Here is a 26,278-nt window from a genome sequence, read left to right on the forward strand (position 1 = left end):
TACCGGGATGCATCGATTCTAGGCACGCTGCATGTCGTCTGCGATAGGGCGCGGTTGCAATTGTGCGTTCATTCTGGCGATGCCGATCGGGCCAGCAGCTGGCGGGCGACGAACAGCGGATCGTCACCGCCTGCTGCATCAGGCGTGACGCCGGTGCGTTCCCAGTTGGTTCCGGTACGGAGGTTGATCGGCTGCCGGTCGGGAATGCTGATCTGATAGCCATCCGGCAGCAGCACAGGATCATCGAACATATGTGCCGCACCGCCACTTCGACTACCAACGACACGTGCCCGCCCCTGCGCCTGCAGCGAGTACGCGACGAATTCGGCGGCCGACCCGGTGCGGCGGTCGATCAGAACCACCAGCGGCTTCAGGTACAGCCCCAGGCTCGCCGGTGGCAACGGTACCGGACTGCGCTGGCCACGGCGTTGCAGTGACTGCACCTGGGTGATCTCCGCCGCCAGCAGGGTCCGCACCAGCAGGTCCGCACTGCCGTCATCGCCACCACCGTTCTGGCGCAGGTCCAGCACCAGGCCATCGGTGTCGGCCAGCAGGGTGAAGGCAGCAGCCAGCTTCGGCCGGGCCAGATCGAGCGGATAGAAGGTGCTCAGGCGCAGGTAACCGATGTTGCCTTCCAGCACCCGCACCTCGCGCACGCCCGCACCATTGCTGCGCGCATCCGCGCGCCAGGCCATCAGCCAGTCGTCCTGGCCGGCGCGGGCATCCACCCGCTCGACATGGAAGTGGCCATCGAACACGTCCAGATCCTGGTTCAAGCGTGCGCTGAACGCCTTGGGGTCCGCGCAGCTGTCCACATAGCGCTGCTGGGTGGACCAGCCGCGAACGGCCTCAGCAATGTGCGCGCCTTCGGCCACGTCCAGGTACTGCGCCTGTATCGCCGTGGCCGCCGCCTGCAGCACCGCGTCCTGGGCCGGGCAGGACGCCGCCAGCAGCGCGCCCAGCATCCACGAAACTGCCATGACCGCACCCCACGTTGATGATATGTAAGCTCTTATATATCATCGCCACCATGGATCTCCAACATGCCACCCTGGGAACACTGCTGCGGGCCCTGCTCGACCAGCTGGACCCGGCGGTCGAGCAGGCCTACCGCGACCTGAAGCTGGACTACCGGCCGCGCTACACCCCGGTGCTGCGCACGCTGATGGCGCAGGGACCCTGCCGCATCAAGGATCTCGCACTGGCCTGCGGGCTCAGCCATTCGGCGCTCAGCCAGACGGTTTCAGCAATGGTGCGCGACGGCTGGCTGCACGCTGCGGTCGGTGAAGACAGCCGCGAGCGCATCCTGCAGCTGAGCCCGCGCGCGTTGCAGGCGTTGCCGGCGCTGCAGGCGCAGTGGCAGGCCACGGCACGCGCGGCGCGCAGCCTCGATGCCGATCTTGGACAGTCATTGGAGCAGGTGCTGCGCGAGGCACTGCAGGCGCTTGAACAGCGGCCGTTCGCGCAGCGACTGCGTGGCACGCCCCAACGCTGAGGCGCTTACTGCTCGGCCGCCATCTCGATTTCACTGAGGAACGTCCAGCTGCCATTGGCCAACCGCAGCTCCAGCGTACGGCACTGCGCGGCCAGCGGCGCGGCGTTGCCCAGCACGTATTCCTCTTCGGTCGAACCGCTCAGTCCGGCCTGGGGGAATGGCGCCGACAGCACACCGATCTTCACCGCAGCGGCGCCCGGCTCGGCACACATCACCTCCACAGCTGTCGGCGTGACGATGCCCCACGCCGGGCGGGTCATCGTATGCAGGCCGATCCAGTCCACCCGCCGGCGCTGGCCCAGGTCGATGGTGATGCTGGCGTTGCCATGCACGCCTACCCAGCCGGCATCCATCGGGTTGCGCGGATCCCCCACCCGGCGATCGAACAGTTCATGCCCGGTGCTGTCGGGATAGTTTGCATCCGGCGCCACGCTGTAGCTGTAGGTGGTCTGCACCGGATCGACACTGTAGGACGCACCGAGCCCATACAGCCCGCGATAGGTGTTCATCAACCGCGGAGATTCGGCATAGCCCTGGCCGGGGCCGACCACCTCGGACATGTGGTACTGGTTGAGCCAGGCAACGCGCTTGCCGGCCGAACGCGCGCTCCACAACTGCTGGTTGATGCGCTGCACTGACGCGGAGCGATAGGCACCGGACAATCCGTTGCCGGTTCCCAGGAACAAGGGACTGCCATGGTTGAACAGTTCGATGTCGGCCCACAGGCCGCTGGCCCCCAGCGCCGCCGACAGCGCCTCGTAATACGCCTCGGTGGAATGACCTGGGCGATCCCACTGGAACAGGCGTGCATGCGAGGCGGCGCCGATGCCGTCCTGCCAGATCTGCACATCCACGCCGGTGGCCGTACGGAACTGTGCAGCAGCCCGGCCCACACTGGCCGGACCCACGCTGGATGACGCCAGGTAGGGGGCCACCATCACCGGCCGCGCGGGTGTACTGCCTTTGAGCGCCGTCACGATCGCACGGTAGAACGGCGCGCGATCAGCCGGCACCTGTGCTGGCTCGTCGGTGATGTACCAGCCCGCGAACGCCGGATGCGATCCGTACTGTTGGCCCAGCTGGGCCAGCGACTGCGCCGCATCCTGTGCCACGGCCGTTGCGTTCTGCCCCTGCCAGAAGGTGGCGCACTGCCCCGAGCTGTAGGTGGTGCCGACCACGACCTTCATGCCGCGCGCGGCCGCCGCATCGAGCACGGTGCCGAGCTTGCCGGGAAAGCCGGCAATCCATTCGAAATCCTGCACGCCGCTGGCGCAGCCCACGCCGGCACGGATGGCACGCACCTGACCGAGGATGATCGTGTCGTTGCCCAGGTCCTGCAGTTCATCCAGGAACAGCGGCAACTGCGCGGCCGGCAGTTGTTCGTCGCTGCCCGAGTAGCCAACGTGGACGAAGCTGCCGGACAACAGAGGGCTGGCTGCGTGGACGGGAGCGGTACAGGCCAGCACTGCGATCAGTCCAATCCTGTTCATGTTCTACGTCCCTGTCGTGGCCAGGCGAGTGGCGTTGTTGCGCATCCTATCAACAGCAACGGTGGCCCCATCACGATCATCGACAACGCTGCGCAATCGCCGACTTCAGCTGCCCCCGCAGCAGCGCACGTGCAATGCCGATTCAAGCGGTTGATTCATTCAACTGCGTGATCGAGCCTGCGCGCTCCTTCCCCTGGAATACTCCTCATGCGCACGCCGCCCGCACCGCTCAGCCTGATGGAACGCGACCGCCGCTGGGCCCTGGCCCGCGACCTCATGGCCAGTGAACGCCTCGATGCCCTGGTTGTGCATGGCGACCGGGAAGCCGCCGCACCGGCCGGGTTCTCGCCGGACTGCTACTTCACCAATGACCGGCCCGGCTCGATCGTGGTGTTCGTCGGCGACCAGCCGCCACGGGTGTTCACCTTTGCCTCGCTGATGATTGCCGACCACCTGCAGGCCTGCCTGCGCGGCGACCTGCAGTGGATCGCACCCGAACAGCTGTGGGTTGGAAAATCCGGTCTGGAGGTTGGCCGCTGGCTGCAGCAATGTGGCCTGCACACGGCACGTATCGGCGTGCTGGGGCTGGAGCCCTATCCACCGTTCTACTTCGACGGCGCGATGCCCGCGCGCACCCTGCAGGGCATGCAGGCGGCGGTGCCGAACGCGGAATTCGTACCGGTATATCGTGCGTTCTTCCAGCGCGCCTCGGTAAAGAGCCAGGAGGAACTGGCGCTGATTGCGCATGCCGCCTGGATCGGTGAATCCATGAGCGAGGCGCTGCGTGCCACTGCTCGCCCCGGTGTTTCGGAAGCCGAACTGGTTGCCGCAGTGACCGCCGCCTGTTTCTCGCTGGGGGGCTATACCGCCGAGGTGTTGCTCGGCTCGGGTCCCGAGTATGTGGGCTGGGGACCACCCGCCTGGCAGTATCGTGCGCAGCCGCCGCGCATTCTGCGCGATGGTGACCTGGTGCTGTCGGAGATCTTCGCACTGTACGGGCTGATGGAAACCCAGCATCAGGCCGCGGTTGCCATTGGCGAGGTGCACGACGACATCCATCGCGCCGCTGCCGTCGCCCGCAGCAGCTACGAAGCAGGCCTGTCCGCACTGCGCGTGGGCAATACCTTCGGCGATGTCGTCGACGCGATGGAAGCGCCCCTGCTGGAGGCGGGCGGCTGGCACGTGCATCCGTTGGTCCACAGCCTCAACCCCTATGGACCGATTGGCTTCGGCCGTGCACCGGGCATCGAAGCGCTGCCGGAGGCCGCGCGCTATGCGCACATCGCGCCGCTGCCGACTGTCGGGCGCGAACTGCCCCTGCAGGCCGGCATGTGCTTCGCCTTCGAACCGAACTGTGCATTCGGCCGGCACATGGCCAACATCGGCGGTACGGTCATCGTCGGCGCGGAAGCGGGTACCGCGCTCAATGAAAACTCGACATGGCTGATGCAGGCCGATGCCTGAGTTCATCGCCCATCTGCAGACACCGGCACGGCGGCGCGCGGCCGAGACGCGCAGCGGGCAGACCCGAGCCCGACTGCTGCACGCGGGGCTGCAGCTGTTCAGCGCGTTCGGCGTGGAGGGTGTGCGTACCCGCCAGCTGGTGGACATGGCCGGCTGCAGCCAGTCAGCCATTCCCTATCACTTCGGTGGCAAGCAGGAACTGTATGCCGCCGTACTGCAGCGCTGCGCTCAAGCCATTGCCGAGCGATTGCCGCTGCCGGCAACGCCACCCAGCGGCGCGCGGCAGGCCGCGCAGCAGCTGCAGCAGTTGATGCGGGCATTCGTCCATGCCTTGCTGTCGGCGCCGGATGCGGGTCCACGCACGCTGCTGTTGGCGCGCGAACAGATCCAACCGACGGCGGCGTTCGCCAGTGCCCACCGTACGCTGTTCGAACCCCTGCACACCACGTTGGCCGCGTGCGTAGCGTGCCTGCGCGGCAGCGAACCATCCAGCGCCGAGACGGTGCTGCGTACCCACGCACTGCTCGGCCAAGCGATCGTCTTCGCCGTCTCCCACGGAGCTCTGCAGGCGCGACTGAACCAGGGAGCTCCCTTGGCAGACGTAGAGACGATCGGGTCGGTGGTCAGTGGCATGGCACTGGCGGCAGCGAAGGCAGCGCCCGCCTGAATGGCTGCCTGATCAGCCCCGTGCGCAGGGCGCGTGAAAACCAGGGCCAAGATGGCGACCTGGACTTAGCGTGCGATGGCCAAGCATGGATGCCGTCGTCTACGAAGGCGACCCCCATACCGCAGGAGATTTCACATGACTGAGCAGAACCCGCGCAGCTCCAACCGGGGTTTCGCATCAATGGACCAGGAAAAGCAGCGCGCGATCGCGGCCAAGGGCGGGCGCGCCGCACATGCCTCCGGCAACGCGCATGAATTCAGTCCGGCCGAGGCACGTGTCGCAGGCCGCAAGGGCGGCGAGGCGATCAGCCGCAACCGCCAGCACATGGCCGAGATCGGTCGTGAAGGTGGACACGCTCGCCACGCCAATGCGCGCCAGCAGCAACAACAGCCTCAGGAGATCGAACGCACGGCAGCGGGTCCGCAACGCCAGCAGGGCTGAATGCAGCGCGTCAGGCCGGAGCGCGCTGCCGATACAGCCCGAGCGCCGCAAGCAGGGCCAGCGCACCGGCCACAGCCATCGCCCATCCGAAACCACTGGCCATCGCACTGCGATACCACGTCAGCATCTGCGGCGTGGCGTGCATCGAGCCCGGTTGCAGGATCAGTTCGCGCGCCTGTGCCGCCAGCTCCCGCTGCCCGGCCGCCTGCGCGGACGCGGCGAACTGCTGCACGGCGCGCTGGCCCATCAGGCTGCCCAGCAGCGCGATGCCCAGGCTCATGCCTGCCTGACGTAACGCGTTCATCGTGGCTGAGGCGATACCCGCGCGCTCGACCGGCGCGCTGGCCATGACCGCCATGCCGGTCGCCGGCACTGCCAGCCCCATTCCAATGCCAAGCAGCACCAGCACAGCACTGGAACAAGCGTGCGAAGTAGCCGGTTCGAACGTGGCCATCGCGCACAGCGCCACCCCAGCCAGGGCGTAGCCCAGCACCAGCGCGGCGTGCAGCCCGAGGTGGGCGACCAGACGCCCGAACAACAGCGAGACGGCACCCATCAACAGGAACTGCGGGGCCAACTGGGAGCCTGCCAGCGCAGCGTTGTGCCCCTGCGCCTGCTGGAAGAACAGCGACAGGAAGAACAGGCTGGCATAGGCAGTGAAGCCCAGGACGAACGAGGCCAGGTTGAACATGCCGAAGCGGCGGTCGGCAAACAGGTCCAGCGGCAGCAATGGGCGTGCCACCCGGCGTTCGACGATGCCGAACAGGATCAACCCGGCAGCTGCCACGCCCAGCGCCAGCAGCGTCACCGGGGCAAGCAGGCCATGCGCGCCGATCGCGATCAGGCCATAGCTCAGCGCACCCAGCGCGACGATGCTGAGCAGCTGCCCGGCAGGGTCCAGCGCAGCGTGCTGCGGATGCCGCCGCTCCGGAATTCCCCAGGCGCCCAGCGCCAGTGCGAGCAGGCCCAACGGCAGGTTGATCAGGAAGATGCTGGGCCATCCGACGCGCTGTACCAGCACGCCGCCCAGCAGCGGGCCAAGCACCAGGGCCAGCGCACTGAACGCCGATCAGCCACCGATCGCACGCGCACGTTGGCGCGCATCGGGAAACGCGTGGCTGAGGATCGGCATTGCGGCGGGAATCAACAAGGCGCCGGCGATGCCCTGCACTGCACGCCCGGCTACCAGGGTCGCAAGATTGCCGGCACAGGCGCACAGCAGCGACCCCAGCGTGAAGGTGGCGACGCTGAGCAGCCACATCCGCCGATGACCGTAACGGTCCCCAAGCGGCCCCGCCGACAGCATCAACGCCGACAGCGCGATTGCATACGCATTGATCACCCACTGCAGGCCGGCCATGTCGGTATTCAACGCCTGCTGCAGGGTCGGCAGGGCGACGTTGACGATGCTGATGTCCAGCGAGGCGAGGAATGTGCCGAGGTAGGCCGCCAGCACCAGGGCCGGCCGCTGGAAACGTCGCATGTACGGTTCCCGGGGGAAGGATGTGTACGCATCGTAGCCACTGACTGACCGTCGGTCAATGACTGACGGTCAGTCGGTGCCACAGGCCAGCTAGAATGGCTCCCGTCGCACCCGGATCCCTCCCACATGCAGACCCCAGCTGTCGCCAGGCCTCGCACCAAACCTGCGGAAACCCGCCAGGAAGAACTGATGGACGCCGCGCAGGCGCTGTTCCTGTCAAAGGGAGTGGATGCCACAACCATCAGCGACATCGTCGCCGCAGCGGACGTTGCCAAGGGCACCTTCTATACCTACTTCGCCTCGCGCACCGAGATTCTGCAGGCGCTGGCGCAGCGCTATACCCAGCGTTTCATGGAAGGCGTCGACCACGCCGTGCAGCGCTACCCGGCCAGCGATGGCGTAGCACGCCTGCGCGCCTGGATCCGCGCCAACATCGAACTTTATGTGCGCACCCATGCACTGCACGACGTGGTGTACGCCAACCATCATCACCACCAGCGTGGCAATGCCGAACGCAATGCGATCCAGCAGCAACTGCTGGGCATCCTCGAAGCAGGCAATGCCGCAGCTCTGTGGCAGCTTCCAGCGCCCAAAGTCACCGCCTCGTTGATCTATGCCGGCGTGCACGGCGCCACCGACGACCTGATCGCCACACCCGCACAGAATGCCGATGCCTTCATCGCCGCCGTGGTGGATGATTGCCTGCGCATGGTCGGCGTGCCACCGACCAGTGCCAAACGGCGCTGACAGACTTTCTGCCGCTCAGGTGTGGGCAAGGATGTTCAACAACCGCCCGAACGGGTCACGGACGAAGAAGCGGCGCACGCCCCAGGGCTCATCGGCCGGGCCATATTCCAGCGGGATGCCGGCCGCGCGCATGCGCTCCAGTACCTGTTGCAGATTGTCGACTTCTATCGACAGATCCGGCACCGCCGTGCCGGATCCCCCTTCAGTGGCAAAGCTGACCTGCGCCAGCGCGCTGCCCTCGCCGCCATGGGTGACGATCCAGCCGTGGTCCATCACCACCGGCATGCCCAGCAGCTCGCCATAGAACGCTGCAGCACGCGCAGGGTCAGGCGTGGCGATGTTGGCGACGACACGTTTGACGGCCATGTGCGGCGGCTCCGATGCGATTCCCCATCCTCGCCGCTGCGTGCATGGCCTGCAAGCGGGCGGCGCTGAAACAGAAGAGCCCCGTCAGGGACGGGGCTCGTCATCAATCCTGCATTGCCACTGCTTACACAGCGCCGCAGCGATCCATGATGCAACGATCGTATTCGTACTGGCATTCCATCGCATCACCGCCACCGGACAGACACGCCTGGTAAGCCTTCCAACAGGGAAGATCGCATGGCGGAATCGGCCCAGCCACAGCAACCGAACCGCTGCAGGCCAAGGCGAACACCGCACCCGCGATCATTTTCCTGAAAGTACGCATCGACATCACTCCTTGATAAGCCTGGTGAGCCCAGGCCGGGCCACGGTAGCGAGGCCTCCGGGAGATGGAGTGAACGCCCGTGTCACGGAACATTAACCTGTTCATTAAATTTCCTTCACACCACTGGGGGGGATCGGCGCGCTGCGGGGTTAACGGCCTTGTTGTCCGTCAATCAAGGAAGTTGTCCGATGAATCACCCGCTGCACGGCCGTTCGTCCCACTCCCGTTCTCCCCTGCACAGCCGCCTCGCGCTGGCGGTCACCAGCACATTGCTGCTTGCCAGCACGTTGCCCGCCATGGCCAACGACTCATTCGAGGTCTGGCAACAACAGCGCCAGTTGCAGGCGGCCTGGGCGCAACCAGGCGTCGGCGCGTCCGCAGCACCGACGGCCACCACGCCAGCGGCGGCCAACACGTCCGTTCTCGGCAACCCCGGCGATGCAGCCAGTTGGCGCAGCGATGAATTCAACGCTGACTGGGGGCTGGGTGCGATGGGGGCCGATTACGCCTATGCACGTGGACTGACCGGCCAGGGCGTACGTCTTGCCCTGTTCGATTCGGGCTCGGCACTGGCCCATCAGGAATTTGCGGGGCGCAATACGTCCAGCATCACCATCGGCGCGGACTGCGCCACGCCAGGCGTGGTGGCCGGTACCGGTGCCTGCGAACAAACCCGTGGCGAGCAGCCAGGCTACAACTACTACGGCCTTGGCCCCGGCGTTCCCGCCGCACTGGCCGCACGCCTGATCGCGGCAGGCCAGCCCTATGGCTTCAGCTACGCCGACCACGGCACCCACGTGCTGGGTACCATCGGTGCCAACCGCGATGGCAAAGGCATGCATGGCGTAGCATTCGGTTCGAACCTGACCGCAGCCCGTGTGTTTGGTGATACCTACTATGAGTGGCGCCTGGATCCGGACAACTTCTATCGTCCGCGCGCGCTATATCGCACCGATCCCGATGACACCGCTACCTTGGATATGTATGCGCAGATCCAGGCGCAGGGCGTGCGCGCCATCAACCACAGCTGGGGTATCTCTACCCGCAACATGACTGCTGCCGCGCTGGATGCACAGTATGCAGCGATCGGTGACGGCTACGGCGTGTATGGCAGCATCTACGCCAACGATGGCGATGCCCCCTCCTCCACCCTCATCCAGGTGTGGTCGGCTGGTAACGGCAGTGGCGCCGTCGCCGGAATCACGGCCGCCATGCCGCGCTGGAAGCCGGAACTTGAACCGTACTGGCTGGCCGTGGCCAACGTCCGCCGGCCCAACGCTGCTGCGGGCGAAACCGACTACGTGATCGATGGCAGTTCCAGCATCTGCGGCGTTGCCGCCAACTGGTGCATCTCGGCACCGGGCACCGACATCCTGAGCACCATTGTGTCCGGTGATATCCAGGGTCGCGTCGAGAACACTTCCGCCTATGTCCGCCTGATCGTCGATGGCGGCGCCACACATCACCGGCGCGCTCGGCCTGCTGATGGAGCGCTTCCCCTATCTGGACAACGCCCAGGTCCGCGACGTGTTGCTGACCACCGCACGCGACCTGGGTGCAGCAGGCATCGATCCGATCTACGGCTGGGGCATGGTCGACCTGCGCAAGGCCATCGAAGGCTACGGCTCGCTGCGCGTGGACACCAACGTGGTAATGAACCAGAAGGCCGGTGGCCTGAAGGTGTGGGAAGGCGATGCCTGGGATGACTGGACCAACGACATCGGCGGCCCCGGCAAGCTGACCAAGTCCGGCATCGGCTGGCTGCGCCTGAGTGGTGGCAACACCTTCAACGGCGCAGTACTGCAGGACGGCACGCTGGAATTGAACGGCACCAACACACTCACGTCAGCGGTCGAAGTCCAGGGTGGCCAGTTCCTGCTCAACGGTTCGCTGGTCTCCACCGCCCTGAACACCACCGGAGGCGTGAGCACGGTCAGCAGCAGCGGCCTGCTGAAGGACAGCAACCTGACGGTCAACGGTGGCGTGGTGTCCTTCAACGGCACGCAGACCGGCGGCACCACCACGGTCGGTGCCAACGGCCTGCTGAAGGGCATCGGCACGCTGGGCAACACCCGTGTGGACGGCATCATCGCGCCCGGCAATTCGATCGGCACGCTGACCATCAACGGCAACTACGTGCAGGGCGCAACCGGCGTCTATGCCGCCGAACTTGCCCCGGGCGGCCGCAGTGACCAGTTGCACGTAACCGGCACCGCCACTCTCGGCGGCACCCTGGTCGCACTGCCGGAGCCGGGTACCTACTACCTCGGCGAGCAGTTCAATTTCATCCGCGCCGACGGCGGTGTCAGCGGCCAGTTCGCGAAAACCGACTTCAGCGCGTTCTCGCCGTTCCTGCAGTTCAGCCTGGCCTACGGCGCCAATGGCACCCGCATCGACGTGACCCGGGGTGCCTCGCTCGCCAGCGCCGCCACCACGCCGAACCAGCGTGCGGCCGCGGCGGTGGCCGATGGACTGGCGATCAACCAGGGCCTGCCCAAGCCGCTGACCCAACTGTTCCCGCAACAGGTGGGTGGCGTGCTCGATGGCCTCAGCGGCGAGCTGCATCCGGCCACGGCGCTGGCCCTGCTCGAGGGCAGCCGCTATGTGCGCGATGCCGCACTGTCACGTCGTGCCGGTGCCACCGCACCCGGTGCCGATGCGGGTGATGCCACCGGCGCCTGGGTGCAGGCACTGGGCGGCAACAGCAAGCTGGATGGCAACAGCAACACCGCGCGCACCGACGCCAACAGCAACGGCCTGCTGGTCGGCATCGACCGCGAGTTCGGTGGCTGGCAGATCGGCGTGCTGGCCGGTACAGGCCGCACCGACGTGAAGCAGCAGGAGCGTCGTGCCAAGTCGAAGATCGACAACACGCACTTCGGCGCCTATGCCAGCCACACCTGGGGCGGCTTCGGCCTGCGTGGTGGCGTGGCATGGAGCCGCAACGAAGTGAAGAGCACGCGTGATGTTGCCTTCGCCGGCTTCAGCGACAGCCTCAGCGCGCGCTACAACGCACGTACGCGCCAGGCCTTCATCGAAGCGGGCTACCGCTTCGGCAATGCGGAAGGCGGACTGGAGCCGTACCTGCAGGTCGCCCGCGTGGAAGTGGACCTGAAGCAGATCAACGAGCGTGGCGGCGCGGCCGCACTGCACGGCAAGGTGGACGACACCGGCACCACCATCGCCACCGCTGGCCTGCGCTTCGACAAGGGCCTGAAGGCCTCGTTCCAGCAGGACAGCTGGCTGCACCTGCGCGGTGGCGTGGGCTATCGCCGCGCCTCTGGCGACCGCAGCCAGGTGGCCAACCTGGCTTTCGCCAACAGCAGCAGCACCTTCGCGGTCGAGGGCGCACCAATTGCCGACAACGCCATGGTGGCCGAGCTGGGCCTGTCGGCATGGCTGACCCCGCGGCAGCAGCTGGAGCTGGGCTACAGCGGCCAGTTCGGCAGTGAAAGCCGCGACCATGGCGCCACCGCACGCTGGTCTGTGCGCTTCTAAACACGTGCTCTCTTGACGGGTTGGGGCGGCCTTGCGGCCGCCCCCTTTTTTGCCCGCCACCCAGCGTTATGCGCGATGCCGCAGCGCGGCGGCACCTGCCAGGCTGGCAAGTGGCAACAGCAACCCATAGGCCACCAGCGGCCACACGGTATCGCCGGGCAGCACGAGGGTAACCAGCGTGCCGATGCCTGCCACGATCAGGCTCTGCACGGCGTAGTACAGGGCCACCGCCGTACCTGACGCATCGGCGAAATCACGCAGCGCGCCGCTTGCAGCCACCGAAACCACCATCACCAGCCCCACCGCGATGCCCCACATGGGCAGCACCACTCCGACGAACGAGGGAGGCCACGCTGCGGCCAACGCCATCAGCAGTACGCCGGCCACCATCACCCACAGGCCACGCAGGAAGGTACCGCGTGCGTTCCAGCGGGCAATGCACACGTTCGCCATCCGCGCCGTGACGATCATCACCAGCGCCACCGTGGCGAAGGCCAGGCTGAACGACAGCGGCGAGTACTGCATGCGCCCGACCAGCAGCCGGGGCGCGACCGAGAAGAACACGAAGAACGTGCCCATGCCCGCACTGAAGCCCAGCGTGTAGACCCAGAACGCGCCGCTGCCGAGGATGCGTCGTAGCGCGGGTCGCGACGCGTCCCGGCACTGCGGGCGGGTTTCCTGCCAATGCCGTACCGCGCGCATGCCGGCGATCATGCCCAGTACGCCGAGCAGAACGAAGATCGCGCGCCAGCCGAAGGCGCCTGCCAGCAGCGCGCCGAGGATCGGTCCCAGCGCCGGCACGAAGGCCAGCATCGAGGCAAACAGCCCGTACAGCGACGCGCCTTCGGCTGTATCAGCATACACATCACGCACCGTGGCAAAGGTCGCCACCAGTGCCGCCGACGCTCCCACCGCCTGCACGCCTCGCCAGGCCAGGAATGCTGCGCCGCTGCTGGACATGGCCAGCGCGAACGACGAAAGCGCGAACAGCAACGCCCCCAGCAACAGGACCGGCCGCCGCCCGATGCGGTCGGACAACGGGCCGAACAGCAACTGGCCGAGGCCAAGTACCAGCAGGTAGATGCTCAAGGTGAGCTGCACCAGCGTCGGTGATGTCTGCAATGCCTGCGGTATCATCGGCACCACAGGAAGATAGATGTCCATGGCCAGCGAGGCCAGGAGGTCGAACGGCGCCATCAGCACAATGGCCGATGGCAGCGGGTGGGCCCAACGCGGGGCCTGTCGATTGAACATGGGGAGTCTCCGCCCAGAGTGAATCCGGCGGTGATCCATCCAATTCGCGTGCATCGCAGGGATGATCACCGCAACAACGTCTGCATCGTTGTTGCGGCTCAGCGAACTGTCTGCGGACCGTTCCCGTTGTTCATGGTGTCCATCGAATGCGAATGCAGGTGGCACCAGTGTAGCAATCGTCCACCTGCCGCGCGGCGCTCAGGCCAGGGGCAACATGTCGATGCGCCTGCACGGTGTCTCCTTCACCTGCTCGATCAGCCGCCGCACCACTGGCGAAGTCTCTGCCCGCCGGTACTGCACAGCGATGGTCGAGACGATGGTGGGGCCCGCCAGTGGCAGATAGATCATTCCGGGCAGCACCAGCGTGCGTTGCAGTACCGATGGCACGATCGCCACCGAACCAACGCCGACCGACACCTCGGCCAACACCGCCGCCAGATGCCCGGGCTGGGAACGGATACGTGGAATGAACCCGCCGCGGCGCCCGACTTCCATTGCGCCCACCGGCTGCTCCGGCATGACGAAACCCTCCCGGGCCAATGACGCCGGCTGCACCGGCGACCGGGCCTGCGCCAGCGGATGGGTTTCCGGCAGGGCCACGCAGAACTGGTCTTCGACCAGGGTGTGTTCGCCGAAACTGTCGGGCACATCCATCGGAGGCCGGCAGAACACCACATCCACCCGTCCTTCCTGCAGCAGCTGCGGGAGCTCGCCCATCGGCCATTCGCTCACCTGCAGTTCCACGCCCGGGTAGCGGCTGCGGAACCGGCTGAGCTGATCCTGCAATGCTCCGGCATACAGCGCCGAGCCGACGTAACCGATCTCGATCTTGCCGATCTCACCCCGCCCCGCGCGCCGGCCCAGGGTTTCAGCCTGTTCGAACCGGCGCAGCACATCGCGGGCTTCCGCCAGGAACACCTCGCCTGCCGAGGTCAGCAGCACCTCGCGCCGGCCGCGGTCGAACAGGCGCGTGCCAAGCCGACGCTCGATGTCCTGGATCTGCACGCTCAGCGTGGGAGTGGCAATTCCCAGGCGCAGGGCCGCACGACCGAAGTGCAGCTCCTCGGCCAGGGTGACGAAGTACTCCAGGTGACGGCGTTCCATGGGCGGCATTTCGTTAGGTTCAAGCTAACGTAACCAGAAAACACCGAGAATGAAACAAACACCGATCATTGATGGAATGGCCGTCCTCCCCTTCCTGCGAGTGACCGGTGCCGCCCTCTCCTCCCCCTTCGCCTGCACGGCACACGCTGCCTGACTCGGTCCTGCTGGTGGCCTCGCTGGGCTGCACGATGACCGTGCTGGAGACCAATGCCGTCGCGGTCGCATTGCCCAGCATCGCACGTGACCTGCACGCCGGATTCGCGGATATCGAGTGGGTGATCAGTGCCTACATCCTGTCCTTCACCTCACTTCTGCTGCCCGCCGGTGCGGTCGCCGACCGCTACGGCCGCCGCCGGGTGCTGCTGATCGGCATCAGCCTGTTCGCCCTCACCTCTCTGCTCTGCGCACTGGCGCCCGGTGCTGCCCTGCTCTACCTGGCGCGGGCTCTGCAGGGCATTGGTGCAGCCTTTCTGCTGGCACCCTCGCTGTCGATCATCGGCCACACGTACCACGAGGGGGCCGCCAAGGACACCGCATGGGCGTTCTGGGGCACAGCCATGGGCGTGATGATGGTGCTCTCACCGCTGATCGGCGGCGTGCTGTCCGCACTCTGGGGCTGGCGCGCGGTGTTCGTCGCGATCCTGCCGTTCCTGGGCCTGCTCGGCTACGGCACGCTGCGCTGGATACCCGAGTCGTCAGACAGCGTGGTCCGCCCGCTCGATCCACCCGGCATCATCACGTTCAGCGCTGCCATCTTCGGCATCGTGTTCTTCCTGGTGGAAGGACTGGCAGAAGGATGGACATCGGCCCCGGCGCTGATTGGGCTGGGCCTGGCCGTCATCATGGCTGTTGCCTTCGTCATCGTTGAACGGGCACGGTCACATCCCATGGTCGATCTCGGGCTGCTGGCCAGTCCGCGTTTCGTCGGCGCACTCATTGCCATGGTCGGCTATTCGGTCAGCGCACAGGTGATGGCATCGATGCTGCCGCAGTACCTGCAGAACGGCATCGACCTGAGCGTACTGGCTGCCGGTGCTGGCATGCTTCCGTTCGCTGCGGCGATGCTGCTGTTTCCCAGCGTGGGCCGGCGGCTCGGTCGTCATCTGACCAGTCCGGCGGTGCTGGCGATCGGGTTGTCGGTCACCGCCGCGGGCAATGCCGTGGCCGGACTGGCCGCGTGGCAGCACCTGCCGTGGCTGGCACTCGTCGCAATGGTGGTGATCGGTGCCGGCGGCGGCATCCTCAATGGCGAGACATCCAAAGCCATCATCGGCGCGGCACCGCGCGAGCGCGCCGGCATGGCCTCCGGCATCAGCGCGACCACGCGCTTTGTCGGCATCCTGCTCGGATTCACCGTACTGTCCAGTGCCTTGAGCCTGGGCATCCGCCGCGCACTGTCCGCGGCGGTTCCCGCGCGCAACGTACTGCCCATGGCCGATGCGATCGCTACCGGCACCTTCGCCGATGCGCGCACCGCCGCCTTCGCACAGGCGATCTACAGCCATGGATTTGCCAGTGCACTGTGGACGTCGGCCATCGCCGCGCTGCTGGCCAGCCTTGCGGTGTTGCTGCTGGGCCGTAGCACCACGCGGCGATGATGTTGGAGCGCTGGTTGCAAAGATGGCCGGGGCAGCCACGCTGCCCCGACCGTGGCGGCCCCGGGGAGAAGGCCGCCGATGATCGTCAGGCCGCCTTCATGGCGTGCTTGCGAGCGCGCATCACGTTATGGCACTCCTGCACTTCAGGCAGAAGCTGGGTGACTTCCTGGCGCACGGCCGGCGGCAGTTCGTTATCCTTCAGCACGTCCTTGAACGCGCCAAGCAGCCGGTCTTCGGACTCTTCCAGCTCGGCCACGTAACCATAGTTGGTGTCGCCGAATGCAGCGCGGACCTTGCCATAGAACTGCTGCATCGAACCGACCACGGTGCCGTGCTCGGCCGGCTTGCCACCGCTGGCAGCAACGGAGCCACTCAGTGCGGCGACGATGCGGCCCTTGACGCCGGCAATACGAGTGAACAGGGCCGACAGTTCGGCATCCTTCACCTTGGTCGCAGCTTCCTCGTAGAACGACTTGCCATCACGGGCAATCTCGATCAGGTCGTTGAGGCGGTGTTCGATGGTGGACTGGGTGCTCATGGAATCGCTCCTGTGTGCTCGATGGTCTATGGAGAATGACAGCGCGAGTGCGTTGCCTTCGGGACCACTGTGGAGGTTTGAATGTGCCGATTGGGTGAGTACGAATTGATGCATGCATCACCACCCTCAACGCGCCCTGACTCCTTCATCCCGTCGCATTTCCGCGTTCACGGTACCTGAGCAGAACGCCGACGATTCACCATGGCGCGATGACGATGATCAGCGTCACCAACAGTGCGATGGCAAGCACCAGCAACAGCACATGCCACTGCTTCCACGTGGGTCTTGGTTTGCCGGGGGTATTCATCGGATGTCTCCTGGAGTCTGTCATCAGCCCGCAGCCAGACTGAAGCAGAGCACCCTTGGTGCGCGTCGCGGTTTCGTGCATGGCCTGTGCATGAACGCTGTATCCGGCGCGCGACGATAACGCGTCCATAACGTAATCGAGTTGTAAGCGGAGTGTTAGGTTCCTTCCGATTCCGCACAGCGGGATTTCAGATCGGTTTCCACGCAGCGATGCGGAAACCCATTCAACTGGATTTGGAGAGAGCCAAATGCACTACAAGTACACCCTGCTTTCCCTGGCAGTGGGCACGGCCTTGGCCGCTGCCTGGTCACCGGCCGCGCATGCGCAGGATGACAGCGATAAAACACCGAAGAACCTCGATCGCATCCAGGTTACCGGTTCGGCCATCCGCAGCGTGGATATCGAAACGCAGCAGCCGATCATCGCCATCACCCGCGCGATGATCGAGCAGCAGGGCTTCACCACCATCGCCGACCTGCTGCAGAACCTGACATCCACCGGCGCGCCGACCATTTCGCGTGCGCGCGCGTTGGCGTCCGGCGAGAACGTTGGTGGCTACTACGTCAACATCCGCAATCTGGGTGCCACGCGCACCCTGGTTCTGGTCAACGGCAAGCGGCTCGGCGCCACCACCAGCGGCCTGCAGGATCTCAGCCAGATTCCGATGAGCGCGGTGGAACGCATCGACGTGCTGAAGGACGGCGCCTCCTCGCTGTACGGCTCGGATGCAATCGCTGGCGTGGTCAACATCATCACCCGCAAGAACTACGAAGGCCTGGAAGTGTCCATGCAGCACGGGCAGTTCAGCCAGGGCGATGGCAAGGACAGCACGTTCTCGCTGGTCACCGGCGCCCGTGGGGAGCGTGGCGGGTACACGCTCGCACTGGAATATCAGAAGTCAGACCCGGTGTTTGCCCGCGACCGCGAGTTCTCCCGGTACGGTGGCGCCGGCCCCAACTACCCGGGCGCGGACTGGAGCAACATCAGCCAGAACGGTTCCTGGTGCGACCCGGCGCTCTACAAGTGCAATACCGGTGATGCCGTATTCAAGACCCTCAATCGTGGCGGCGATCCGAAGAACCCGAACGACTACCACCCGATCACACCGGCCGAGTTCGCCAACGGCAACGACCAGATGCACCTGCAGACCGGCATCGAGCGCCGCTCGCTGTTCCTGAGCACGGACTACGCGCTGACCGACCAGATCAAGTTCACTGCCGACATCGGCTACAACGAGCGCACCACCGACCAGCAGATCGCGGGCTACCCGTACCAATCGACCAAGTTCGGCACGCCGCTGGACGCGGCCAGCGTATTCAACCCGCTCGACCACGGCATCGCGTTCAATCGCCGCCTGTGGGAAGTGCCGCGCACGACCGAAAGCAAGCTGAAGTCGCTGCGGGTTGCACCCAGTCTGTCCGGCTACTTCGAGCTGGGGACCAAGACGTACGACTGGGAAGTCGGCGCGTTGTTCAACCGCAATGAAGTTACAAAAACAGGCCGTGGCGACATGAGCCTGATCGCTTCCCGGCAGGCATTGGGGCCCTCCTACCTCGATGCCAACGGTGTGGCCCGGTGTGGCACGGCGGCATCGCCGGTCTCGGGTTGCCTGGCCTGGAATCCTTTGCTGCCGTTCGGGGTCGCGGGGGCTGGCTCTCTCTCCGATCCCGAACTGCAGCGCTTCTTGTTCCCGACGTTCAACGATACCGGCATCACCAAGACCCGCAGTTACTTCGCCAACATCTCCGGCCCGGTGATCGAACTGCCTGCCGGTGACCTGTCCGTCGCCCTGGGGTATCAGTACCGCAAGGAAGAAGGCCGCTTCGTGCCCGATGCCTTCGCCCAGTCGCGCCAGAGCACTGCACTGGGCGCATCCACCACCGCCGGTGACTACAGCCTCAACGAGTTCTTCGCCGAAGTGAACGTGCCGATCCTGCGCGACCTGCCGTTCGCCAAGGAACTGACCGTGAACCTGGCTACGCGCTACTCCGACTACAGCAACTTCGGCAGCACCACCAACTCCAAGGCGAGCTTCGCCTGGCGTCCGATCGAAGAGCTCATGATCCGTGGCACCTTCGCCGAAGGCTTCCGCGCACCGAGCATCTCCGATCTGTATGGCGGCCTGGGCACCAGCTTCGAAACCTATGTCGACCCGTGCGGCATCGGCGCCACCAACAGCGTCAACGGCAATGCCGCCTGCAACGCCGCCGGCGTCCCGCTGGGCTACCAGCAGCTGAACCAGAGCCTGAAGCCCTGCGCCAGCTATCCGTGCGCCACGCCTGACGAGTTCACCACCGGCTCCGATCCGAAGCTGCGCCCGGAAGAGTCCAAGAGCAAGACCGTGGGCGTGGTCTGGAGCCCGCGCTGGGTGGACGGGCTGGACATCAACCTCGACTGGTACAGCTACAAGATCACCAACATGATCATCCAGGACAGCGTCGACCGCATCCTGCGTGACTGCTACGTGCTCGGCAACGCTTCGCGTTGTGGCAGCGTCAAGCGCGCTGGCGATGGCCACATCACCAGCATGTTCTACGGTCTGGCCAATCTGGGCTCGATGGAAACCGAAGGCTGGGACCTGGGTATCCGCTACCGCCTGCCCGAGTTCTCGTTCGGCCGCTTCACCATCGACCTGCAGAACAGCTATGTCTCCAAGTACGACGAGGAGAACCAGAACTCCGCCGGCGATACGATCATGATGGGCCGGATCGGCCAGCCGGGAATTTCCCGCCTGCGCTCGAACCTGGGTGTGAACTGGCAGCTCGGCAACTTCAGTACGCAGTACACCGTGCGCTACTACTCCGGCATGGTTGAAAACTGCGTACCGAACCGTCCGTGCACCCTGCCCGACCGCTACGCCTACGGTGAGCCGGATGCCCTGCGCAAGGTCGGTTCCAATGCCTTCCACGATATCCAGGTCAGCTACAAGCTGCCGTGGGACGGCACCGTGGCGCTGGGTTCGAACAACGTGTTCAACCACCAGGGCCCGATCATGTTCTCCAAGCCGTCCAGCTCCTTCCCCTATTACGGCGGCTTCGATATCGGCCGCACCGTGTACGTGAAGTACTCGCAGCGCTTCTGACGGGCAGGTCCGTGCTCGTGGCCGGCGGAAGGGGAGTCCGCCGGCCACGATGCACACCGCCTCCACCCAATCTCCATCGTTTTTCGACGGAATCTCCAAGGTTCCCGGCAACACTTGATGTCATGACGGCTAAGGAGCAGGACCGCATGGATCGCCACGCGCCCCGACACTGCACACCCGTCTCCAGGTTCACCACTGAATGTGACGGTGTGGCCGGGTTCCGATCTTCCGGACATGCCGCCGCAAGGGAAGTACGAGATGACGACGGCAGTTCGCACCGGCCTGACCGACCTGGTCGCTGACGCGCAGCGGTACCTGCGCAGGATTCTCCCCGGGCTCGCCTCGGCAGTGCATCCACTTGCTTCATTGCATGCCATTCCCCACGCGATGGCATCGCGCTACCACCTCGCCGGGCTGATGCTGTACGGGGAAACCCCCGCCATGCTCGCCGTGGCCCGCGAGCCGGGCGAATCCAGCACCCGTGTGATCCAGGATGTGCGCTGCCTGCGCTCTGCAGCGAATGCACTGGTGCTGTACGTCTCGCCCTATCTCACGCCGACCCAGCGCCGCTTCCTGGTCGAGAACCACATCGACTTCGTGGTCCCGCACACCCAGTTGTTCGCGCCGAGCCTGGCCATTGAGTTCCGCGACGACCCCGATCATGAGAAGAAAGCCATCTCGCTGCTGCCTTCGGCGCAGGCCGTACTGATCCACGTGCTGCTGAGCGGCCAGTCGCGCTGGTGGTCGCCGCGCGAGATCAGTGCCGTCGCCGGCTACACCTCGATGACGGCGTCGCGCCTGTCTGCCGAACTGGTCGGTCGCGGCCTGGTCGAGCGCTCCACCGGGGGCCGCGAGCGCTTCCTGAAGCTGGCCGGCAACCGCGACGAGGTCTGGGCCAGGGCACAGCCGTTCCTGCGTTCCCCCATCCTGAAGGAAGTGGATGTCTGCTGGGGCCCGACCGCCGAGGCACTCCGCGATGCGGGGCATCCGGCGCCGACGGCCGGCCTCGATGCGCTTGCTGAAACGTCACCGCCCCCGATCGGTGGCACCCGCGCACTGCACATCGATGCGTGGCGGTTGCTGGGCGCACTTCCCATGCCCGGCCCGGACTGCCTTCAGAGCGCACGGCTGCAGATCTGGGCCTATCCGCCGGCATTCACCAGTATTGGCGATGTGGTGGACCCGCTTTCGCTGTATCTCAGCCTGCAGGGCAAACGCGGCCATGATGCAGACGCGCTGCAACAGCGGGTGGAACAGGCGCTGAGCGGAGACACGTATCCCGCATGAGCGAAGCCCTATGCGGGCTGCTCGCTCGGCACTGCGGCGGCGCGCCTGGCGCTGTACTCAGCGAACACCACGCCGGACACCGCCAGCAGGCCACCGCCCAGTACCCAGCCACTGAGCGATTCTCCCAGCAGCAGTACAGCCAGCGCGGCGGTCACGATCGGCACCAGGTTGAAGAAGCCAGAGACGCGCGCAGCGCCCAGGCGTGACAGTCCGGTCATCCAGGTCAGCGGCGCCAGGATCGAAGCGCACACGGCGGCGAAGCCGATGCAGCCGACCGCCGTGAGGTTGTTCACCCCGGTGCCGACCAGCAGCTGTACCGGCAACAGGATCAGCGATGCAGCGGTGGCCTGCAGGAACAGCGACTCCAGCACCGACAGCGGAATCTTCCAGCGCTGCATCAGCACGTTGTAGGCGGCGAAGGCCAATGCGCCGATCAGCATGATCGCGTCTCCTCGGTTCAGGCCCTGCGCCGCCAGCCGTGCCAGGTCGCCCTGCGAGACCACCGCCACCACGCCGACGGTGGAGATCACCGCGCCAAGAATGGAAGTGCCTCGCACCGGATGGCCCATGAACACGCGCGACAGCGCCAGCGCGATCAACGGAATCAGCGCCTGGATCACCCCCATGTTGGTGGCCGAGGTGAAGTGCGCCGCATAGTAGGCCAGGCACTGGTACATCACCCCACCCAGGCAGCCCAGCACCAGGAAGCGCCCGAGATTGGCGCGCACGGTCGGCAGGTTTTCGCGCAGACGTGGCAGCGCCAACGGCAGCAGGACCAGCGCCGCGACCAGCCAGCGGAAGAAGCCGATGTCGATGGGACCGACCGAGCCCGAAGCAAGCTTGGTAACGATGGTGTTCGCGCCCCACAGCAGGCAGGCGAGGATCGGGAAAAGATAGTTCACGGAACGCGGGTGTACGTAGGGGAATGGCCAGCGTACGCTTGGCGCATATCGAGGACATCCCGAAAATGCGCCACACCGACCCCGGCTTGCGGCAACCGATGGAGCCAATCCCCACCTTCCGCCAGCTGCCCGGTCCGATCTACTTCCGGCAGGGTGCGATGGAGCCCACGGACTGGGGCACGCACAGCCATCCGTGGGGCCAGTTCAACTTCGTCGCGCAGGGTGTGATGGAGATGAAGATCGACGGCGAATGGATGGTGTCCCCGCCGCACTACGCGATCTGGATTCCACCGGGAATGGCCCACTATTCGCGCAACCGCTCGCAGCTGGCCTACCGCTCGGCCTATCTGTCGCCGGCCTTGTCACGCCGCTTGCCTGATCGCTGCCGTGCACTGGAAGTCAGCCCGCTGCTGCGCGAGCTGCTGCACGAACTGGCACGGCAGGGCGTGACCGATCCGCAGACCCCGGCCCAGCGGCGCATGGCCGCCGTGGTGATCGACCAGATCGTCAATGCGGCCGTAGTGCCCAGCTTCCTGCCAATCGCCAGCAGCGATGCGCTGAAGCAGGTGATGGCGTACATGGAGAAACACCTGTCGATGGCCGAATCGGTTGCCGAAATCGCGCAGCGCCACCACATGAGCGTGCGCAAGCTGGAGCGCATGGCACGCAGCGAGCTGGGCATGTCGCTCGGCGACTGGCGTGGACGGGTGAAGTTCGTGCGCGCCACCGAGGCGCTGTGCACCCGCCGGCCGATCAGCCGGATCGCCGAGGAGCTGGGCTATTCCGGCGTCAGCGCCTTCGCTGAGATGTTCAAGCGGCACGCGCAGTGCACGCCGGATCAGTACCGGAAGCTGCATCGGGCGGGGTGAGGGCGGTCTAGAGAGCGATCAGCAGGTCCGCAAGCAGCCTCGGCAGGAACAAGGCGGCCAGAACGCAGGCGAACAGGATGAGAATGACCTTTGCCGTCAATGGGCGACGGCGGGGATTGCTGAAATAGAGGTGCAGATCGCGCAGTTCATCTTCCAGCCCCCTCCGCACGCCTGCGTTCTGTGTACCGGGTTCGAGCAGCTGTCGCTCAAGCGCCTTCAGGCGCTTCATCAGCTCACGCGGTGGTGTAGCCCGCAGGATCAGCTGATTGAGCTCCTGAAGCCGGCGCGACTGCGGCATCAGCGCTGCCACGAGATCATCCGGCGGAAGCTGTGAGACCCATCGCTGGGCGTCCGCATCCATCTCAGCCTGCAGCACATCGCGTTGCTGCTGCAGTTCGGCCAGGGAAGTGCGGCGCTGCCACATGAGGAGGCACAGGAGTGGTGGGTGGGGGGCAGTGTATCGCCCGCCGTCCCGGGAAGGGTGTCGATTTCCCGCCCCGTCGTTCGTCGGAACAGGAAAGGCAGGCCCTTCGACCTGCAGGAGTGCCACGATGTGCCCGATCCTCACCGCCTTCGCCACTTCCCCGGACCGCGGCCAGGGCCTGGCCCGTGACATGCGCGTGCGCTGGGCGCTGGAGGAGCTGGGCGTGCCCTACAACGTGCAGCTGCTCGGCTTTGCCGAGCTGAAGCAGCCCGCGCACCTGGCCCGCAACCCCTTCGGGCAGATCCCCACCTGGCAGGACGGCGGCCAGATCCTGTTCGAATCCGGCGCGATCGTGCTGCACCTGGCCGAGCAGCATGCCGGCCTGCTTCCTGCTGATCCAGATGCACGCATGCGCGCGATCATGTGGGTGTTCGCTGCATTGAATACGGTGGAGCCGCCCATCGTCGAGCGCTCGATGGCCTGGGTGCTGGAGCACGAGCAGCCCTGGTATGCGCAGCGCCTGCCGATGCTCGATGAGCGTGTGCGTATGCGGCTGGCGCAGCTGTCCGCCTGGTTGGGATCGGCGTTGTGGCTGGAGGGCGAGTTCAGCGCCGGCGACCTGATGATGGTTTCGGTGCTGCTGCGCCTGAAGAGCAGCGGCCTCCTCGATGAGTACCCGCAGGTGGTGGCCTATGTGGGCCGTGCAACGCAGCGCCCCGCCTACCAGCGTGCGTTTGCTGCGCAGCTGGCGGTATTCCAGAACGCCTGACGCTACGCCCGTGGGCAAGCCTCAGTGCAGACTGCGCCGGCATGCGGCCTGCACCAGCATCAGCTGCGCCACCAGGATCAGCATCGCGCAACCTGACAGCAGCCACGGGTCGATGTACCACTGCGCGTTGAAGCTGAAATCTCCGGCGGAAATGCGCTTCCAGCCGTTGAAGTGCTGCATCGCCGCGACCACGAACGCGAAGCCGCCTGCGGTGTACGACAACCAGGGCACGATGAGGCCGCCCGGTCGTGCGAACAGCATCAGCACGCCCAGCACGCCGATGACCGTGCGCTGCACGCGGCAGTACGGGCAGACATAGGCCATCCCGCTCCATTCCACTGCCCAGGCCAGCAGGCTGACCAGCACCGCCGCGCCTGCCGCGATGTAGAGGACTCTGGGTGAGATCGTCAGGCTGCCATCGTGTGCCATCGCGCGCTCCTTCGTTCAAAGACCCCGGCAGGGTAGCAGCGCGGCAGGTTCAATCCTTCTTGAAAACCGTGCGCTTGCCGATCGGGCTGCTCTTGCGCGCCGTCGGCCGGGCCAGGCCGGGAATCAGGAAGTCGGTCACCTTGTGGCCCTTCTGCACCTTGGACGCCAGCCAGCGCGGCATGCGCCCGCGGCCGGACCAGGTCAGGCGCTTGTACTCCGGGTCACGGTACTTGGCAGCCACTTTCCCGGTTCTGCGCCGTGCCGGTTTCCGGCGGGGAGCGGCCTCTTCGTTCACCTCTCCGCCGAACAGCTCTTCGAGGGTATACCCCGCTTCTGCTGCTGCGGCCTTCAACATCCGCCGTACCGCACTGGCCGGACGGCGGCTGGATATCAGCTGTTTCCGCTGTTCAGCGGCAACCACCAAGGCGCCCAGCTCCCGAAGGCTGAGCGATTCAATATCAATCGTCATGGGAGAAAGGTCTCCTGCGGACGGCCAGCTGTCAAGGCGCCTTGCCCTTGGCGTAGACACGGGCTTCACTGCCGGTGGGCTCCGATCGCCTTCGCCGGCCATCTCCGAGGACACCGACGTGAGCCACTCATCCCATTCGCTCGCTTACCTGCTTGCACGCATCCTGCTGATGGCGCTGTTCCTCATCTCCGGCCTGGGCAAGCTCGGTGATCTCAGCGTCACCCAGGGCTACATGGAAGCGATGGGCGTGCCCGGCATCCTGCTCTGGCCCACCATCGCCTTCGAGATCGGCAGCGGACTGTGCATCCTGTTCGGCTTCCAGACCCGGCTGGTGTCGATCGTGCTGGTGGGTTTCAGCCTGGTCACCGCTTTCATCTTCCATCACAACTTCGCCGACCAGACCCAACAGATCATGTTCCTGAAGAACCTGGGGCTGGCCGGTGGCTTCCTGCTGCTGGCCTGCACCGGGGCCGGGCGGTACAGCATTGATGGCAGAGGGCGGCGCGGGTAAGCGCCGATCGGCGCCCCCCCACGCGCTAGCGCCGAAGCTCAGCCTCCGGCGCCAATGTGTGGATCACCTTGCCCTGCGCATCGAGGAACTCGATCGCACCGTAGCCTTCCGCAGTGACAGTCAGGCGCAGTCGCGTGCGGTCTGCCTTGTCGTTCAAGGCGATGGCCGGCGTGCCGTCAGGCCCGACCACCAGACCGATGCGGGTCGGTGCTTGCACCCCAGGAATCAGCTTGTTGCCCAGCGCAGGCTCGCGGATCAGCTTCGGCGCCTGGTTGATCGAAAAACTCACCGCGCCGTCCGGCGATACCCGCCAGCCGATCGCATCCATCGCCGGATGGTCCAGCGCAAGCACCGCCATGCCGCCGTCGACATCGGCGGTGCCGAAGCCACCGCGTTCGCTGCCCTTGTCGTCGTACAGCACCATGCCGGCCACATTGAAGGCGCGCTTGTACTGCAGGCCATCGATGATCGGTGCCGGTGTCTTTCCGGACAGCGTCATGCGGATCACCCCCGTGTCATCGACGATATCGATGCGCCGTGCGGTGATGCGCTCGTGGTCCGGTGTTGCTACGCGCGTCTGCGGTGCCTTGTCGACGATCAGGCGTTGCAGGGTGTCAACCGACGGGCGCTTGGGTGAGTCGGACGGCTCGGCAGCGGCAGGCAGTGCCGCAAGGGCAGTCAGGGCGACGAACACACGGGCACTGCGCTTCATGCGGGCTCCTTGTCGTACGGATCGGCGGAAGCCGCATCATGCCACCC

At 65.8% G+C, this 26,278-nt stretch carries 23 protein-coding genes and 2 pseudogenes; 12 read left to right on the forward strand and 13 right to left on the reverse strand.

What is annotated here, in order from left to right:
* Nucleotides 1–68: 68 nt before the first annotated feature.
* On the reverse strand, nt 69–980 hold the full coding sequence (locus tag ACZK3J_RS19975; RefSeq protein WP_049462000.1) for a S41 family peptidase: 912 nt from the start codon (nt 978–980) through the stop codon (nt 69–71).
* A 50-nt stretch (nt 981–1,030) separates the two neighbouring features.
* On the opposite strand from ACZK3J_RS19975, the gene ACZK3J_RS19980 reads away from it, so the two are divergent.
* The gene (locus ACZK3J_RS19980) at nt 1,031–1,495 is read left to right on the forward strand and encodes a MarR family winged helix-turn-helix transcriptional regulator (protein WP_049423760.1); all 465 of its coding nucleotides are present in this window, start codon (nt 1,031–1,033) and stop codon (nt 1,493–1,495) included.
* A 5-nt stretch (nt 1,496–1,500) separates the two neighbouring features.
* Here ACZK3J_RS19980 and ACZK3J_RS19985 read toward each other — a convergent pair whose 3' ends face one another.
* Nucleotides 1,501–2,985 carry a DUF4434 domain-containing protein gene (locus ACZK3J_RS19985; protein WP_049461999.1) on the reverse strand — a complete coding sequence of 495 codons (1,485 nt, stop codon included), beginning with the start codon at nt 2,983–2,985 and terminating at the stop codon, nt 1,501–1,503.
* Between the two features lie 207 nt (nt 2,986–3,192).
* Here ACZK3J_RS19985 and ACZK3J_RS19990 point away from each other — a divergent pair, with 207 nt between their 5' ends.
* The 3 genes from ACZK3J_RS19990 to ACZK3J_RS20000 all read left to right on the forward strand — a co-directional run bounded on the left by ACZK3J_RS19990 (nt 3,193) and on the right by ACZK3J_RS20000 (nt 5,557).
* Nucleotides 3,193–4,449, forward strand: coding sequence for a M24 family metallopeptidase (locus tag ACZK3J_RS19990; RefSeq protein ID WP_049461998.1), 1,257 nt, complete (start codon nt 3,193–3,195; stop codon nt 4,447–4,449).
* A complete protein-coding gene (locus tag ACZK3J_RS19995; protein WP_049461997.1) occupies nt 4,442–5,116 on the forward strand; it encodes a CerR family C-terminal domain-containing protein in 675 nt (224 codons plus the stop codon). Before ACZK3J_RS19990 ends, ACZK3J_RS19995 begins: the two co-directional genes overlap by 8 nt.
* 135 nt (nt 5,117–5,251) lie before the next feature.
* Nucleotides 5,252–5,557, forward strand: a complete 306-nt coding sequence (locus ACZK3J_RS20000; protein WP_032128582.1) for a KGG domain-containing protein — start codon at nt 5,252–5,254, stop codon at nt 5,555–5,557.
* A 10-nt stretch (nt 5,558–5,567) separates the two neighbouring features.
* Here ACZK3J_RS20000 and ACZK3J_RS20005 read toward each other — a convergent pair.
* Nucleotides 5,568–7,040: pseudogene (locus ACZK3J_RS20005) on the reverse strand (MFS transporter).
* 126 nt (nt 7,041–7,166) lie between these two features.
* Here ACZK3J_RS20005 and ACZK3J_RS20010 point away from each other — a divergent pair.
* Complete coding sequence (locus ACZK3J_RS20010) at nt 7,167–7,787, forward strand: TetR/AcrR family transcriptional regulator (protein WP_049461995.1); 621 nt, start codon at nt 7,167–7,169, stop codon at nt 7,785–7,787.
* Between the two features lie 15 nt (nt 7,788–7,802).
* On the opposite strand, the gene ACZK3J_RS20015 is transcribed toward ACZK3J_RS20010, so the two are convergent.
* Both ACZK3J_RS20015 and ACZK3J_RS20020 read right to left on the reverse strand, forming a co-directional pair.
* On the reverse strand, nt 7,803–8,153 hold the full coding sequence (locus ACZK3J_RS20015; protein ID WP_032128579.1) for a VOC family protein: 351 nt from the start codon (nt 8,151–8,153) through the stop codon (nt 7,803–7,805).
* A gap of 124 nt (nt 8,154–8,277) precedes the next feature.
* Nucleotides 8,278–8,478, reverse strand: coding sequence for a hypothetical protein (locus ACZK3J_RS20020; protein WP_049462007.1), 201 nt, complete (start codon nt 8,476–8,478; stop codon nt 8,278–8,280).
* A 188-nt stretch (nt 8,479–8,666) separates the two neighbouring features.
* Here ACZK3J_RS20020 and ACZK3J_RS20025 point away from each other — a divergent pair.
* A pseudogene (locus tag ACZK3J_RS20025) lies at nt 8,667–11,976 on the forward strand (autotransporter domain-containing protein).
* Nucleotides 11,977–12,042: 66 nt separating this feature from the next.
* Here ACZK3J_RS20025 and cml read toward each other — a convergent pair.
* Both cml and ACZK3J_RS20035 read right to left on the reverse strand, forming a co-directional pair.
* Nucleotides 12,043–13,230 (reverse strand): CmlA/FloR family chloramphenicol efflux MFS transporter, encoded by a 1,188-nt coding sequence (cml, locus tag ACZK3J_RS20030; protein ID WP_478476204.1) that lies wholly within the window; start codon nt 13,228–13,230, stop codon nt 12,043–12,045.
* A gap of 198 nt (nt 13,231–13,428) precedes the next feature.
* Nucleotides 13,429–14,334 (reverse strand): LysR family transcriptional regulator, encoded by a 906-nt coding sequence (locus ACZK3J_RS20035; protein ID WP_032128595.1) that lies wholly within the window; start codon nt 14,332–14,334, stop codon nt 13,429–13,431.
* A 107-nt stretch (nt 14,335–14,441) separates the two neighbouring features.
* Here ACZK3J_RS20035 and ACZK3J_RS20040 point away from each other — a divergent pair, with 107 nt between their 5' ends.
* Complete coding sequence (locus ACZK3J_RS20040; protein ID WP_478476205.1) at nt 14,442–15,932, forward strand: MFS transporter; 1,491 nt, start codon at nt 14,442–14,444, stop codon at nt 15,930–15,932.
* Nucleotides 15,933–16,017: 85 nt separating this feature from the next.
* Here the strand turns inward: ACZK3J_RS20040 and ACZK3J_RS20045 are convergent, their stop codons facing one another.
* A complete protein-coding gene (locus ACZK3J_RS20045; RefSeq protein ID WP_005419568.1) occupies nt 16,018–16,470 on the reverse strand; it encodes a PA2169 family four-helix-bundle protein in 453 nt (150 codons plus the stop codon).
* 554 nt (nt 16,471–17,024) lie between these two features.
* On the opposite strand from ACZK3J_RS20045, the gene ACZK3J_RS20050 reads away from it, so the two are divergent.
* Nucleotides 17,025–19,859, forward strand: coding sequence for a TonB-dependent receptor (locus tag ACZK3J_RS20050; protein ID WP_032128574.1), 2,835 nt, complete (start codon nt 17,025–17,027; stop codon nt 19,857–19,859).
* A 258-nt stretch (nt 19,860–20,117) separates the two neighbouring features.
* Entirely contained in the window at nt 20,118–21,146 is a 1,029-nt protein-coding gene (locus ACZK3J_RS20055) for an IclR family transcriptional regulator (protein ID WP_049462006.1), read from the forward strand.
* Nucleotides 21,147–21,154: 8 nt separating this feature from the next.
* On the opposite strand, the gene ACZK3J_RS20060 is transcribed toward ACZK3J_RS20055, so the two are convergent.
* Entirely contained in the window at nt 21,155–22,048 is an 894-nt protein-coding gene (locus ACZK3J_RS20060; protein WP_049401061.1) for a DMT family transporter, read from the reverse strand.
* A 65-nt stretch (nt 22,049–22,113) separates the two neighbouring features.
* Between ACZK3J_RS20060 and ACZK3J_RS20065 the strand changes: the two genes are divergently transcribed.
* Nucleotides 22,114–22,917: an AraC family transcriptional regulator gene (locus ACZK3J_RS20065; RefSeq protein WP_049462005.1), complete on the forward strand. Its 804-nt coding sequence runs from the start codon at nt 22,114–22,116 to the stop codon at nt 22,915–22,917.
* Nucleotides 22,918–22,924: 7 nt separating this feature from the next.
* On the opposite strand, the gene ACZK3J_RS20070 is transcribed toward ACZK3J_RS20065, so the two are convergent.
* On the reverse strand, nt 22,925–23,341 hold the full coding sequence (locus tag ACZK3J_RS20070; RefSeq protein ID WP_049461991.1) for a hypothetical protein: 417 nt from the start codon (nt 23,339–23,341) through the stop codon (nt 22,925–22,927).
* 127 nt (nt 23,342–23,468) lie between these two features.
* On the opposite strand from ACZK3J_RS20070, the gene ACZK3J_RS20075 reads away from it, so the two are divergent.
* Nucleotides 23,469–24,110, forward strand: coding sequence for a glutathione S-transferase family protein (locus ACZK3J_RS20075; RefSeq protein WP_049461990.1), 642 nt, complete (start codon nt 23,469–23,471; stop codon nt 24,108–24,110).
* Nucleotides 24,111–24,131: 21 nt separating this feature from the next.
* On the opposite strand, the gene ACZK3J_RS20080 is transcribed toward ACZK3J_RS20075, so the two are convergent.
* Together ACZK3J_RS20080 and ACZK3J_RS20085 are read right to left on the reverse strand one after the other, a co-directional pair.
* Entirely contained in the window at nt 24,132–24,539 is a 408-nt protein-coding gene (locus tag ACZK3J_RS20080; protein WP_049461989.1) for a hypothetical protein, read from the reverse strand.
* 49 nt (nt 24,540–24,588) lie between these two features.
* Nucleotides 24,589–25,008, reverse strand: coding sequence for an H-NS histone family protein (locus ACZK3J_RS20085; protein WP_049423730.1), 420 nt, complete (start codon nt 25,006–25,008; stop codon nt 24,589–24,591).
* Between the two features lie 118 nt (nt 25,009–25,126).
* Between ACZK3J_RS20085 and ACZK3J_RS20090 the strand changes: the two genes are divergently transcribed.
* A complete protein-coding gene (locus tag ACZK3J_RS20090) occupies nt 25,127–25,519 on the forward strand; it encodes a DoxX family protein (RefSeq protein ID WP_049461988.1) in 393 nt (130 codons plus the stop codon).
* A gap of 25 nt (nt 25,520–25,544) precedes the next feature.
* On the opposite strand, the gene ACZK3J_RS20095 is transcribed toward ACZK3J_RS20090, so the two are convergent.
* Nucleotides 25,545–26,231 (reverse strand): hypothetical protein, encoded by a 687-nt coding sequence (locus tag ACZK3J_RS20095; RefSeq protein ID WP_049461987.1) that lies wholly within the window; start codon nt 26,229–26,231, stop codon nt 25,545–25,547.
* Nucleotides 26,232–26,278: the final 47 nt, after the last annotated feature.

This window comes from Stenotrophomonas sp. 86428_Sma (assembly GCF_056481585.1).